The organism is Blautia sp. LMAG:89 (assembly GCF_008679485.1).
Lineage (GTDB): Bacteria > Bacillota > Clostridia > Lachnospirales > Lachnospiraceae > Blautia_A > Blautia_A fusiformis.
This window is the reverse complement of record NZ_NANC01000012.1, coordinates 192,548-206,570: the sequence shown is the minus strand read 5'-3', so window position 1 is coordinate 206,570 and position 14,023 is coordinate 192,548. Positions and strand designations below refer to the sequence as shown.

Genomic DNA, 14,023 nt, shown 5'->3' with positions numbered 1-14,023 from the left:
AACAGTATGATTTTTAAAAACTTTAAAGTACTGGGCATTCTGCTGTTGCTGCTTGCCGTTTTTACAGTTGGCGGAAAAAAAGTTTCTGCTGCTGTCGAAGACGGAGATATCCAATATACAATAGGTGTTGTAGTATATAATCAGGACAGCCCGGAAATGAATATGTTCATGAACTATTACAGAGAGTACATCCAGCAGGGGTTTCCGGTTAAGTTTTATTTTTCAGGAAATATCAATTCTGCGGAGGATGAGTGCGATTTCATCCGCGCAATGAAGCAGCAGGGCGTGAGCGGGATCATTTCTTTTTACGGACAGGATATCCGGAAGATCGTAGAAACCTGCGATGAGGAGGAAATGTATTATGTTCTTGGTTCTGGAAACATCAGTGATGAAGATTATGACAAGATAAAAAACAGCCAGTATTTTCTTGGAAACGTAGGGCCGGATGCAAAAGCAGATTATGAAGCCGGCTATAATATGGCAGAGTATTTTGCAGATGCAGACACCAGCAAATATATTGTGCTGACAGGTGGTTCCTCCGCTGGAAACTACATGCATCTTCAGAGAGCGATCGGTGTTCTGGAAGCTCTGGCTGAGAAGGAGGGGCTGACTTATTCCGAGGATGTTGAGAAGCTTGCGGCATCTGAGGAAACAACCGTTGTAGATACAGGAAAAGATGATATCAGCATTACCATCTGTCCTGGCTATATGACAGCCCCAAAAGGAATCAATAATCTGAAACATGCTTTTGTAGACGGAAATTATGATGCAGTTCTCTGTACCTTCAATGTAGATGAGATCATGAAGATCGTTACAGCAAAAGAAGATGAGCAGGGCTCCAATATCAAGATCGGAGCAGTTGACTGCTTCTCCCAGGAAAACCATGATGAGATCAATACTGAGGATTCCTTTGGAAATCCTAAAATTGATTACATTGCCGGTAAATATGCATCCATGGGCGGTCCTGCTTTTGCGATTCTGTACAATGCAATGGCCGGTTATCCGGAGGCAAATACCGACGACGCTGATTCTAATACAGTGCGTCTGTATCAGGGCTTCTGGAGTGCATCCGATAAAGCTTCTTTCAATAAGCTTTACGGATATACACAGGACATTTATGAAAATGCATACAGCTGTGCAGATCTGATGAAAGTGATCAAGTCATATAATCCAGACACTACACCGGATGATATGAAAGCACTGACAGAAGCATATACAGTGGAAGATGTGCAGAAGCGTATGGAAGAAAAATAAACAGAGATTTTGAAAAAGAGCTGGGCCGCCTTATATGGTTCAGCCCTTTTTCTTCATATAAAATACTTTTTTATGTAAAAAAACGAAAAATCCTCTTTACTTTCTAAAGTTAATATAATAAAATCTATAAATATGTGTAAAACTGGTTTAAAAGCAGAAAGCATGGGGATGCATAAGCAAAATCCCTCATGTTTTGTGATTTTAAAGCAGAAACATGGAAGGGAGAGAAACAATGACAACAGCACATATTTGTATAATGGCAGCCATTATCGTCTATCTGGGTGCAATGCTCTTTGTAGGTTATCTTTGCTCCAAGAACAATAATGACAGTTCTGATTTCTATCTTGGAGGACGAAAGCTTGGACCACTTGTCACAGCTATGAGTGCAGAGGCTTCTGACATGAGCAGCTGGCTTCTGATGGGCCTGCCGGGACTTGCTTATCTTACCGGTATTGCAGATGCAGGCTGGACAGCCATTGGCCTTGCGATCGGAACTTACGTAAACTGGAGGATCGTGGCAAAAAGAATCCGCCGCTACACACATGTGGCAGGAAATTCCATTACATTGCCATCCTTTTTCAGTAATCGTTACAGAGATGAGAAAAAGATCCTGCAGTCTATCGGAGCGATTTTTATCGTGATCTTTTTTATTCCGTATACAGCTTCCGGATTTGCAGCCTGTGGTAAACTTTTTGCAAGTCTCTTCGGTGTAAAATATCTGCCAGCTATGATCATCAGTGCACTGGTCATCGTTGGATACACCACACTGGGAGGATTCCTGGCAGCATCTACCACGGACTTTATCCAGAGTATCATCATGTCCATCGCTCTTGTGATCGTATTTGTATTCGGGATCAGCACAGCAGGTGGTATTGAAGCAGTTGCAGACCATGCAAGATCACTACCCGGATATCTGACTATGTTTACTACATATGATCCAACAACCGGAACAGAACAGGCATATCCACTGCTTAATATCATTTCCATGCTTGCATGGGGACTTGGATATTTCGGAATGCCGCATATTCTTCTTCGTTTCATGGCGATCGAAGACGAAGAGAAGCTTACACTTTCCAGAAGAGTAGCAACTACATGGGTAGTGATCTCACTGGCAGTAGCAGTACTGATCGGTGTGGTAGGACTTGGAATGACAGCAGCAGGAGAGTTTGACCTTCTGGAAGGCTCCGCATCTGAAACAATTATCGTTCAGATCGCAGATCTTCTCAGTAAACATGGTGTAATTGCAGCAATCCTTGCAGGACTCATCCTTGCAGGAATCCTGGCATCCACCATGTCAACTGCAGATTCTCAGCTCCTGGCAGCATCCTCAGCAGTTTCTTCCGACCTTCTCGGAAGTATCCTGAAGGATAAAGAAACAAAAAAAGAAAGCATGGTAGCCGATAAGATCACGCTTCTTCTCATCGCAGTAGTAGCTATGTTTATTGCCCGCGACCCGAACAGTTCTGTGTTTACTATCGTATCCTTTGCCTGGGCAGGCTTCGGAGCCGTATTCGGCCCGGTGGTACTTCTGGCATTATTCTGGAGACGTTCCAACTGGCAGGGAGCTCTGGCAGGAATGATCTGCGGCGGTTCCATGGTATTTATCTGGAAATACGGAATCAGCACGCTCGGCGGCGCCTGGGGAATCTATGAACTTCTTCCCGCATTCCTGGTGGCCATTGCAGCAAACATCATCGTCAGCCTCATTACCAAGGCACCATCCAAAGAGATCACCGACGAATTCGACCTGGTAAACCAGAAATAAAATATTTTTCGATAATAGTCAATAATTCACACGGATACAAAACAAGCCCGATACAGATATCTTTACTACAATCTGTATCGGGCTTGTTATCTTTTTATTATTTAATAAATAAAGTTACACCGCCAAAGTTTTTCCCTCAAGCTTTTTTAACAACTGCTCCATTGTTAAATTCAACACCGGATGCCGAAGATACGGTGCGATCTCCACCATAGGCTTCAAAACAAAATCCCTGTTTTCCATATCAATATGAGGCACATGTAGTTCCACTGTATCAATGATCTCATTATCGTAAAACAGAATATCCAGATCCAGTGTCCTTGGTCCCCAGTGAATGATCCTTTTCCGGTCCGCAGCCTGTTCCAGCACATGCAGCCTGTCAAGAAGCTCCTCCGGAGAAAGCAGCGTCCGGACTCTTAAGGCTCCGTTGAGAAACTCATCCTGCTCTACATCCCCGTAAGGCTCCGTTACAAGATACTCGGAAACCTTTTCAACAACAATCTCTTTCATATCCCGAAGACCCTGGATCGCATTGTCCAGGTATTTCTTCTTATCCCCCATATTGGAACCAAAAGCAATATAAGCCGTATGCCAGCCTCGGGTAATTTCCACAGCAACGGTTTTCAGAGGAAGGCCTACCGGAGCCCAGGGCTTTTCAATACGGAGGGTGATCTTTTTAAGAAGAGGGAGTGAAAGCAGCAGCATCTCTGCCAGATTCTCCACAGCAGCCTCCAGAAGTTTATAAGTATTTTTCTGAAGAAAATCGGTGATCATATGACTGACTTCTCCATAATTGATGGAAGCAGAAAGATCATCTGTCAGCCCTGCCGGACGTGTTTCTGTATACATAACAGCAGAAACAACAAATTTCTGTCCGAGAGCTGTTTCTTCCGGAAAGACACCATGGTTTGCAAAAATCTCAAGATCTCTGATTTCGATTTTATCCATCAGTTCCTCCTAACGTCCCAGAATAGCTTCTGTCATCTGGATGACGCGTTTATTTTCTTTGATGTCATGAACACGGACAAATGCACACCCCTTCATAACACCGATCACCGATGTGGCAAGAGTCCCCTCTACACGCTGATCTACAGGAAGATCAAGGGCAAGTCCGATCATGGATTTTCTGGAGGTACCAAGAAGTACCGGATATCCCAGCTTCCGGAAAAGCTCTAGATTATCCATGGTCATCAGGTTCATCTCATAGGTTTTACCAAATCCGACACCAGGATCAAGGATGATCTTATCATCGGCAATACCGGCACGTTTGGCAATATTGACACATTCCTGGGTTTCTGCCAGCATATCCACAATAAAATTATTGTATTCAGTATTATCTTTGTTATGCATCAGACAGCAGGGAGCCTGATATCTGGCAATGACAGGAGCCATTTCAGGATCATATTTCAGTCCCCAGATGTCATTGATAAGATCTGCTCCGTGTTTCAGGGCTTCTTCCGCAACACATCCCTTATAGGTATCTACAGAGATGGGGATATCAAAACGCCCTTTTACTGCTTCGATAACAGGAAGAATACGCTCGATCTCCTCCTGTGCGCCAACCGGTGTATGTCCCGGACGTGTGGATTCCCCACCGATATCAAGAATATCAGCACCTTCGGCGATCATAGCTTCTGTATGTTTCAGGGCATGATCCATATCGTTCCATTTTCCGCCATCTGAGAAAGAATCCGGTGTGACATTTAGGATACCCATAATATATGTTTTGTTTTTTACATCAAACTCACGATTTCCGATTTTCATGGAAAAACCTCCTAATATTGGATCGTCATATTTTTTTTAGCAGGAGACCAGTAACATTCCGGCTCTGCTTTACAGGAAAAACAGTTTCTGGAGCTTTTGTCCGCAGTATAGAGCAGTTTTCCAAGAACTGTCGGATCCGTCTGAGCTCTGTGACCACGTATTGCCGCAATGATCGCTTCCATTTCTTCCATAGAAAATCCAAGCTCGTTTAAGATCTGTCCTGCGATAGCAGCACCGGCCTCATCATGAGGAGTGCCATCTTCATACTGTCTGGCCCGTCCGATATCGTGAAGAAGGGCAGCACAGTAGATCAGTTCCTTTGAAATAGGAGCATTTTCCTCAAGTGCCCGGATATAGGCAAGGCGTGCCACATCCAAAAAATGCTCCGGTGTATGTCTGCAGAATTCACGGTCAGTCTCCAGAAGCTGAAGCTTATTAAGCTCATTCTGATAGAGCGGATGATTCCAGATCTGATTCACTCTGTCCATCAGTCCTTGACCATAGCAAGGAACTGTTTCTGAAGCTCCATATTTTCTTTAAATTCACCTCTGGTAACAGTCGTAACCGTTTTGCTTCCCGGCTTTTTGATTCCACGCATGGTCATGCAGGTATGCTCCGCTTCCAGCATAACCATGATTCCCTTAGGAGCGAGAACACGTTCCAGCGCATCTGCGATCTGCACAGTCAGACGTTCCTGGATCTGCGGTCTTCTTGCATACACATCAACGGTACGGGCCAACTTGCTTAAGCCGGTAACCTTGCCATTTGGGATATATGCGATATGAGCTTTACCGTAAAAAGGCATAAGATGATGTTCGCACATGGAATAAAAGGTAATATCCTTTTCCAGAACCATTTCATTGTTCTCTACATGAAACTGTTTCTGAAGATGTTCATCCGCTTCATTATCAAGTCCGCCATAAATTTCCTCGCACATGCGGGCGATACGTTCCGGAGTTCCCTGCAGTCCCTCTCTGTTTACATCCTCGCCGATTCCCTCGAGAAGAAGCTTGATCGCCTCTTCAACTTTTGCTTTGTCTACCATAAATAACAACCTCCATTTGTTAAAAAAATCACGTTTTTCGGAGACTGTCTCTTTTATTTTTGCGCATAAAAAAAGATATCTCCAATTGTAATAGAACGTATGTCGAAAAAGCCCTACACAATATGAGATATTCTCTTATATTGCTGCAACGGGTGCGGATTTCATACCGTAAGACGTACTTTTCGTTCTGGCGACAACTCCCCATTCGCCAAACACTTGACGCATAAAATCCTATTTTGCATATCATTCATTTCACGGACAAGTATACCATATACTGATATAAGAAGAAAGGGAAAATGATAAAAAAATATCACAAAAATAGGGAATATGTTCTATGAATTATGCGATAGAATCTATGGATATGTCAGATTTTTGCAGATTATATTCCGACAAATATAAAAAGAATTACAAAGTAGAAAATCCCGGAACAGAATAACTGCTGTTCCGGGATCACAAAGCTGTTAATGACGTATCATTTTCATCAGATTCACAATTCTGTCAAGCTTAGCTGACTCTGCCGGACTTTTCCCCATTTTCAGAACTTCTATGATAGTGGAGATCTCATCAGAGCTGAAATTTAAGCCCGCATTTTTTCCTTTAGAAGCTGCGCCCATGATAAAAGGCAGAAGTTCGGACGGATTTTTCCCCAATCCCTGATCTGCCAGTCCCTGAAGCATGGAAAGCTTCTGAGGGTCCATTCCGGAAAGCCGGGGATTATTTTTCCAGTCATCACTCATGGATTCTCACCTCCTGACGAATCTTCATTCATGATCTGAAGCATCTGGATCGTAGCCATAAGACTGGTGATATGATCGATCTGACGGCGATTTTCTCCGCCACAGCACTTACGGATATCCTGCAGCATTTCCAGAGGATCGGTGCCGGAAAAACCGGTAGCCTGCAGATCGGCTGTTCTACGGCTGCTTTGAAAAAGCGACATGGTATTCCGAAGTTCCCGGACTTTCGTATACACAGATAAAAACCGCTGCCCGGAAGAAGGAAGGTACGGGATCATGGCTTTCAGCATCTGATCCTGGTCACTTTCCACCATTTCATCCAGAGCAGTACGTGCGATAGGCTCCTGTTCCATAAAAAAATCCTTTTTCCTGAAATCTATGAATTTGCAGAAAGAAATATGACAGAAACCTTCTCTGGTCATATTATATATAGAAGAAATTTTTCAAAGGAATGTGATTATGGAATCTGAAAAAAAACAGGAACTTGTCATTGATGGAAATTCTTTTTATGAAATAGATCTGAAATGTCTGGAAGAGAAAAAACAGAAACAGGAGGAAGCAGAAAAACGGCAGCAGAAAAGGCAGAGGAAATAACCTCTGCCTTTTCAAAAGATCAGCAGCAATTGTTGCAGCCGCATCCATTTCCGCACAAAAGCAGAAGAAGGATGATGATCCAACAGCTGTCGTTGCAGCCGTTGTTATTACAGCCACAGCCACTGTTGTTTCCACAGCAACACATCAGACAGATGATCCAAAGGATACAGGAGCAGCTGTTTCCACCGTTTCCAAACAAGGAAGTTCCGCAGCCATTATTACAGCCACAGTTATTGTTACATCCACATCCTGTGCTGCATCCGGAATCACAACCACATCCGCAATCACATCCACAATTGGTAGCCGCTAAGTCACTCATCGATAAGTCCTCCAGCAAATTTTATTTACACTTCATCATATGGCAGGAGTCCGTCCACAGTTACAAAAAAGTTGACAGTGTTTATTCATTACGATATAATAAACGAAATGTAACATTTTTGTAATTTTTAAGGCAAACTAGCTTTTATATCTAAAACAGGAAATGGGGAAAATTATGAAGAGTTTCAGAACAAAAAAATGGCTGAAGGGTCTGATGCTTGCCATGCTGTTGATCGTGGGAAGCACAGTCTTTTCAGCTTCTGCAAAAGAGGTACAGGCTGCCACTGCAGGCTTTAAAACTATCGATGGAAAAACATACTACATAAAAAGTGATGGGAGCAAGCAGAAAGGCTGGCTGACCCTGGGCGGATATAAGTACTACTTTAACCCAAAGACTGGAGTACAGGTAAAGGGCTGGATGAAGGTCAATGGCAAATATACCTACTATTTTACAAAAGGCAAGGGTGTTATGGCAACCGGCTGGATGACAGATTCCAAAGGCCATAAGCGCTATTTCAATCCCAAAACAGGTAAGCTTACCACAGGCTGGGTAAACTGCAGCAAGGGAAGGAAACGTTATTTCACAAAAGGCGGAGGCATTATGGCAACCGGCTGGCTCACCAACAGCAAAGGGCAGAAACGTTATTTTTACAAAACTTCCGGTTATATGGCAACCAAATGGGTAAAAAACAAATCCAAAAATATCAGCTACTATTTTGCCACCAGTACCGGTTATATGTATACTGGTCTGAAGACGATCGATCAGAAGAACTATTATTTTAAATCCAACGGTGTCATGGCAGTAAGTACCTCCGTGACAGTGAATGGAATTACATACTCCATCGCAGCAAACGGAGTGGCCACTGCGAAGACTACCAAACCTAATGTAAATGTCGGAAACGGAAATGTTAAAATTTATGATACCAGAAACAGCAGATATTACACCATGGTCAAGGAATATAAGAGTCATCCCGGAATTGCAAACGGAAAGACCTCAGATGAAGCACTTCTGGCCGCACTTTGCGAATCAGAAGCAGGCGATCAGGGCAAGATCGGAATGGAAGCAGTAGCACTCTGTGTATTGAACCGTACGATCAAATCGGACAAGGAATTTCCATCTACGATACGAGGCGTGATCTATGAGAATATCGGAAGCAGCACAACCCCACAGTATTCTGTAGTGCGGAACGGGGCCCTTCTCAAACGTCTCAATGGTCAGTTTGAAAACCGTACTCTTGCTTATCAGGCTGCAAGAGAAGCAATGACTATTTTCAATAAACATGTCACTTCCGGCAAAGCCAGGACACTCAGCGGATTTAAACAGAAAGATTTTAATTATATGTATTTCATGATGACCAGCTATTTCTGGAACCAGAATCTGAATTTCAATAAAGTGAAATATGAAACTTACAAAGGCCATACATTTTTTGTAGACTGGGTATAAGCAACATAGTCTCCGGCAGTAAACTTTGAACAAACAGGCGTATGGACATAAAATTGAAAATTTAAGGAGAAGCAAATATGCAGGTAAAAATCTATACGGATGGTGCAGCCCGGGGAAATCCGGACGGACCGGGAGGCTACGGAGCAGTTCTTCAGTACATCGATACTAAAGGCCAGTTACATGAACGTGAACTGTCCAGAGGCTACAAAAAAACCACAAACAACCGGATGGAGCTGATGGCAGCCATCGTAGCACTGGAAGCACTGAACCGCCCCTGCCAGGTGGATCTGTATTCCGATTCCAAATATCTGGTAGATGCTTTTAATCAGCACTGGATCGATGCCTGGCTGAAGAAAAACTGGAAACGTGGAAAAAACGAAGATGTGAAGAACGTAGATCTCTGGAAACGCCTTTTAAAGGCCAAGGAGCAGCATCAGGTAAGCTTCCACTGGGTTAAGGGCCATGCAGATAATCCGTTAAATGAACGGTGTGATCAGCTTGCCACATCAGCGGCAGACGGCAATGACCTTTACGTAGATGAGGGAATAAATGGCTAACAGAAATTGAGAACGGAGTGAATAGTAATATTCTGCCACTTTAAGTTGTCAAAACAATATTAAAATTTCTTGACAAACAAAAAAGCAGTTTGTATACTTCATATAGTATAGTAAAAGGCTTGGAAGGGAAGAAGTAGCTTGAGGAAAGCCCCACAGAGAGCAGCCGGCAGGTGAGAGGCGCAGGGTAGAACTTCTGTGAATACATCCCGGAGCTGCGCACCGAATCGGGATTTGATACTGTAAATTGTGAATTTTATAGTAATAACGTATTATAGATAGGCTGCGACGGAATGGCACCCGTTATTGTGCTGAAGTGGTTTTATATCTTGATATATATGGATATAATGGGATGTAAATTCACTTTATGAGGCAGGAAATGCGAGTTTTCTGTAAATTTAGGTGGTAACGCGGGACCCGGTTCTCGTCCTAAACGGACAGGAACCGGGCATTTTTATTTTTTACGCTGATACTATAAATTATAAATTTTAATAAAAGCGTAAACATAAAAGCTATACAGGAGGAAAGAACAATGACAGTTTGGGAAGAACTGAAAGCACGTGGCCTGATCGCACAGGTTACAGACGAAGACGAGATCAAAGAGATGGTAAATAACGGGAAAGCCACATTCTATATTGGCTTTGACCCTACAGCAGACAGCCTTCATGTAGGTCACTTCATGGCTCTTTGCCTGATGAAGAGACTGCAGATGGCAGGAAACCGTCCGATCGCCCTTCTCGGCGGCGGAACAGGAATGATCGGTGACCCGTCCGGAAGGACCGATATGCGTCAGATGCTGACAAAAGAAACCATCCAGCACAATATTGACTGCTTCAAGCAGCAGATGAGCCGTTTCATCGATTTCTCTGATGGAAAAGCTCTTATGGTAAACAATGCTGACTGGCTTATGAACCTTAACTATGTAGAGCTTCTCCGTGAGGTAGGTGCTCACTTTTCCGTAAACCGTATGCTGACAGCAGAGTGCTACAAACAGCGTATGGAGCGAGGCTTAAGCTTCCTGGAATTTAACTACATGATCATGCAGAGCTACGACTTCTACATGCTGTACCAGAAATACGGCTGCAACATGCAGTTCGGTGGCGATGACCAGTGGAGCAACATGCTTGGCGGTACCGAGCTGATCCGCCGTAAGCTTGGCAAAGATGCCTATGCCATGACCATCACACTGCTTCTCAATTCTGAGGGCAAAAAGATGGGAAAAACACAGTCCGGAGCTGTATGGCTTGATCCGAATAAGACATCCCCGTTCGATTTCTACCAGTACTGGAGAAATGTAGACGATGCTGACGTTATCAAATGTATGCGTCTTCTTACTTTCCTTCCTCTTGAGGAGATCGACGAGATGGCCAAATGGGAAGGCAGCGAGCTGAACAAAGCCAAGGAGATCCTTGCATACCAGCTGACAGAGCTTGTACACGGTGAGGAGGAAGCCAAGAAAGCACAGGAGGGTGCCCGCGCACTGTTCTCAGGTGCAGATACTTCTCATATGCCTACAACAGAGCTTTCAGAGGAAGATTTTGACGAGGAAGGAAAAATCGACCTGATCACACTTCTTGTAAAAGCAGAGCTGGTACCAAGCCGTTCCGAGGGTCGCCGTGCGATCCAGCAGGGTGGTGTATCCATCGATGGTGAGAAGCTCACCGATATTTACCATACGGTTGAGAAGGATGCTTTTGCAGGGGACGGGATCGTTCTGAAACGAGGCAAGAAAAAATTCAAAAAGATCTGTGTAAAATAATTTCCCATATCTGTGACATTTCCGGGATAAAGCTATGGCATTCCGGAAATGCTGACAGGTAGGGTTGACACAAGGAGGATAACAACATGAAAAAGTACGGAGTGAACGAACTTCGTAAGATGTTCCTTGACTTTATGGAGAGCAAGGGCCATCTTGTAATGAAAAGCTTTTCCCTGGTTCCTCAGGGAGATAAGAGTCTTCTGCTGATCAATGCAGGTATGGCTCCGCTGAAACCATATTTTACAGGTGCTGAGAAGCCGCCAAGAACAAGAGTGACAACCTGCCAGAAATGTATCCGTACCGGAGATATCGAAAATGTAGGTAAAACCGCACGTCACGGTACTTTCTTTGAAATGCTTGGTAACTTCTCTTTTGGTGATTACTTCAAGAAAGAAGCCATCCACTGGTCATGGGAGTTTCTTACTGAGGTTGTAGGGCTTGATGCAGACCGTCTCTACCCATCCATTTACCTGGATGATGATGAAGCCTTCAATATCTGGAACAAAGAAGTAGGGATTCCGTCTGAACGTATTTTCCGTTTCGGAAAAGAGGATAACTTCTGGGAGCATGGCGCAGGTCCATGCGGTCCATGCTCTGAGATCTACTATGACCGTGGCGAAAAATACGGCTGTGGTAAACCCGGATGTACGGTAGGCTGCGACTGCGACCGTTACATGGAAGTATGGAACAACGTTTTCACACAGTTCGAGAACGATGGAAACGGAAACTACACAACCCTGAAACAGAAAAACATCGATACCGGTATGGGACTTGAGCGTCTTGCTGTAGTTGTTCAGGATGTTGATTCTATTTTTGATGTAGATACAATTTGTGCACTTCGTAATCTTGTATGCGAGATCGCACATAAAGAATATGATAAAAACTATGCAGATGACGTTTCCATCCGTTTGATCACGGACCATATCCGTTCCGCAACATTTATGATCTCCGATGGAATCATGCCAACCAATGAGGGACGTGGATATGTTCTCCGCCGTCTGATCCGCCGTGCAGCACGTCACGGACGTCTTCTTGGCATCGAGGGAACTTTCCTTGCAAAATTGAGTGCACAGGTGATCGAGAGCTCCAAAGCCGGATATCCGGAGCTTGAGGAGAAGAAAGAGTTCATCTTCCGTGTACTGACAAATGAGGAGAATCAGTTTAACAAAACTATCGATCAGGGACTTCGCATCCTTTCCGACATGGAAGAGGATATGAAAAAAGCAGGTGAAAAGACTCTTTCCGGTGACAACGCATTCAAGCTTTATGATACGTACGGATTCCCTCTTGACCTTACAAAAGAGATCCTTGAGGAAAAAGGCTACGGCATTGACGAAGAAGGCTTCCAGAAAGCAATGGAGGAACAGAGAGTCAAGGCACGTACTGCCCGTGAAGTAACCAACTATATGGGTGCAGACGCAACCGTATACGATGATATTGATGTAAACGTAACAACAGAATTCGTCGGCTACGATCATCTTACCTTTGATTCCAAGGTTACTGTCCTTACCACAGAAACAGAGATCGTAGATTCTCTCACAGAGGGACAGAAGGGTACCGTATTTGTAGAGCAGACTCCTTTCTATGCAACAATGGGTGGACAGGAAGGTGATACCGGTGTGATCGAGACTGCAAACGGTAAATTTGTTGTTGAGGACACCATCAAACTCCGCGGCGGTAAATTCGGTCACGTAGGACATATGGAATCCGGTATGATTTCCTCAGGTGAGACAGTATCCCTGAAGGTAAACGAAGAAGCAAGAAAAGATACCGAGAAAAACCACAGTGCAACACATCTTCTTCAGAAAGCACTGAAAACCGTTCTTGGTTCCCACGTAGAGCAGAAGGGTTCTCTGGTAACTCCGGACAGACTTCGTTTTGACTTTGCTCATTTTCAGGCTATGACAGCAGAAGAACTCCAGGCAACAGAAGAGCTTGTAAACAAAGAGATCCAGGCAGGTCTTGATGTTCATACAGATGTCATGGATGTGGAAGAAGCCAAGAAATCCGGAGCAATGGCTCTCTTTGGTGAGAAATATGACCAGAAGGTACGTGTAGTATCCATGGGAGACTTTTCCAAAGAGCTCTGTGGTGGTACTCATGTAAAGAATACAAGCTCCATCATGCTCTTTAAGATCGTTTCCGAATCCGGTATCGCAGCTGGTGTACGCCGTATTGAGGCACTTACCGGCAAAGCAGTTATCGAATACTACAGAAAGCAGGAAGAGCTTCTCCATGAGGCTGCAAAAGCATTAAAGGCCAATACAGCCGAGGTTGTAGAAAAGATCAGCCACCTGCAGGCTGAGGTAAAGGCTCTTCAGAGCGAAAATGAATCCCTCAAGAGCAAAGCTGCCCAGAGTGCACTTGGCGATGTCATGGATAAAGTCGTTGAAGTAAACGGCGTAAAACTCCTTGCAGCCAAAGTTGAGGGTGTTGACATGAACGGTCTCAGAGACCTGGGTGATAAACTGAAAGAGCAGCTTGGCGAAGGTGTTGTCCTTCTTGCAGCAGTAAACGACGGCAAGGTTAATCTTCTTGCAATGGCAACGGATGCAGCTCAGAAAGCAGGCGCTCATGCAGGAAACCTGATCAAAGCAGTGGCAGCGATCGTTGGCGGTGGCGGCGGCGGACGTCCGAACATGGCACAGGCCGGCGGAAAGAATCCGGAAAAGGCCCAGGAAGCTATGGACGCAGCAGCAGGAATCCTTGAAAAACAGCTCACAAAATAACAAAGTTGTACGTGATTTACAGTTTTGACATTTTTTTCATAAAAATCGAAAAAGATGTTGACG

14 protein-coding genes and 1 riboswitch are annotated in these 14,023 nt (G+C 44.2%); of the genes, 7 read left to right on the top strand and 7 right to left on the bottom strand.

Annotated features, from left to right (window positions below):
• Window positions 1–6: 6 nt before the first annotated feature.
• Both CCC70_RS14160 and putP read left to right on the top strand, forming a co-directional pair.
• Entirely contained in the window at window positions 7–1,254 is a 1,248-nt protein-coding gene (locus tag CCC70_RS14160) for a hypothetical protein (RefSeq protein WP_270652408.1), read from the top strand.
• A 232-nt stretch (window positions 1,255–1,486) separates the two neighbouring features.
• Window positions 1,487–3,019, top strand: a complete 1,533-nt coding sequence (gene putP, locus CCC70_RS14155) for a sodium/proline symporter PutP (protein ID WP_270652409.1) — start codon at window positions 1,487–1,489, stop codon at window positions 3,017–3,019.
• Between the two features lie 114 nt (window positions 3,020–3,133).
• On the opposite strand, the gene folK is transcribed toward putP, so the two are convergent.
• The 6 genes from folK to CCC70_RS14125 form a co-directional block, all read right to left on the bottom strand.
• Window positions 3,134–3,964: a 2-amino-4-hydroxy-6-hydroxymethyldihydropteridine diphosphokinase gene (gene folK, locus CCC70_RS14150; RefSeq protein WP_114002516.1), complete on the bottom strand. Its 831-nt coding sequence runs from the start codon at window positions 3,962–3,964 to the stop codon at window positions 3,134–3,136.
• 9 nt (window positions 3,965–3,973) lie between these two features.
• The gene (folP, locus tag CCC70_RS14145; RefSeq protein ID WP_092070547.1) at window positions 3,974–4,780 is read right to left on the bottom strand and encodes a dihydropteroate synthase; all 807 of its coding nucleotides are present in this window, start codon (window positions 4,778–4,780) and stop codon (window positions 3,974–3,976) included.
• Between the two features lie 11 nt (window positions 4,781–4,791).
• Window positions 4,792–5,268, bottom strand: a complete 477-nt coding sequence (locus CCC70_RS14140; protein WP_287085117.1) for an HD domain-containing protein — start codon at window positions 5,266–5,268, stop codon at window positions 4,792–4,794.
• A complete protein-coding gene (gene folE, locus CCC70_RS14135) occupies window positions 5,268–5,825 on the bottom strand; it encodes a GTP cyclohydrolase I FolE (protein ID WP_015524935.1) in 558 nt (185 codons plus the stop codon). The genes CCC70_RS14140 and folE overlap by 1 nt, the downstream gene beginning before the upstream one ends.
• 144 nt (window positions 5,826–5,969) lie before the next feature.
• Window positions 5,970–6,066, bottom strand: a riboswitch (THF riboswitch).
• A 220-nt stretch (window positions 6,067–6,286) separates the two neighbouring features.
• The gene (locus CCC70_RS14130; protein ID WP_186582510.1) at window positions 6,287–6,562 is read right to left on the bottom strand and encodes a hypothetical protein; all 276 of its coding nucleotides are present in this window, start codon (window positions 6,560–6,562) and stop codon (window positions 6,287–6,289) included.
• Entirely contained in the window at window positions 6,559–6,915 is a 357-nt protein-coding gene (locus CCC70_RS14125; RefSeq protein WP_022426549.1) for a hypothetical protein, read from the bottom strand. The genes CCC70_RS14130 and CCC70_RS14125 overlap by 4 nt, the downstream gene beginning before the upstream one ends.
• Before the next feature lie 106 nt (window positions 6,916–7,021).
• Between CCC70_RS14125 and CCC70_RS14120 the strand changes: the two genes are divergently transcribed.
• Window positions 7,022–7,156 carry a hypothetical protein gene (locus CCC70_RS14120; RefSeq protein WP_255363762.1) on the top strand — a complete coding sequence of 45 codons (135 nt, stop codon included), beginning with the start codon at window positions 7,022–7,024 and terminating at the stop codon, window positions 7,154–7,156.
• A gap of 19 nt (window positions 7,157–7,175) precedes the next feature.
• On the opposite strand, the gene CCC70_RS14115 is transcribed toward CCC70_RS14120, so the two are convergent.
• Window positions 7,176–7,475 (bottom strand): hypothetical protein, encoded by a 300-nt coding sequence (locus tag CCC70_RS14115; RefSeq protein ID WP_092070538.1) that lies wholly within the window; start codon window positions 7,473–7,475, stop codon window positions 7,176–7,178.
• A 174-nt stretch (window positions 7,476–7,649) separates the two neighbouring features.
• Here CCC70_RS14115 and CCC70_RS14110 point away from each other — a divergent pair, with 174 nt between their 5' ends.
• From CCC70_RS14110 to alaS, 4 genes are all read left to right on the top strand, one after another.
• Complete coding sequence (locus CCC70_RS14110) at window positions 7,650–8,918, top strand: cell wall hydrolase (RefSeq protein ID WP_270652411.1); 1,269 nt, start codon at window positions 7,650–7,652, stop codon at window positions 8,916–8,918.
• 77 nt (window positions 8,919–8,995) lie between these two features.
• Window positions 8,996–9,475, top strand: a complete 480-nt coding sequence (rnhA, locus tag CCC70_RS14105) for a ribonuclease HI (RefSeq protein ID WP_287085116.1) — start codon at window positions 8,996–8,998, stop codon at window positions 9,473–9,475.
• Window positions 9,476–10,004: 529 nt separating this feature from the next.
• Window positions 10,005–11,231: a tyrosine--tRNA ligase gene (gene tyrS / locus CCC70_RS14100; protein ID WP_015524942.1), complete on the top strand. Its 1,227-nt coding sequence runs from the start codon at window positions 10,005–10,007 to the stop codon at window positions 11,229–11,231.
• An 86-nt stretch (window positions 11,232–11,317) separates the two neighbouring features.
• Window positions 11,318–13,960 (top strand): alanine--tRNA ligase, encoded by a 2,643-nt coding sequence (gene alaS / locus CCC70_RS14095; RefSeq protein WP_092070532.1) that lies wholly within the window; start codon window positions 11,318–11,320, stop codon window positions 13,958–13,960.
• The last annotated feature ends 63 nt before the right edge of the window (window positions 13,961–14,023 follow it).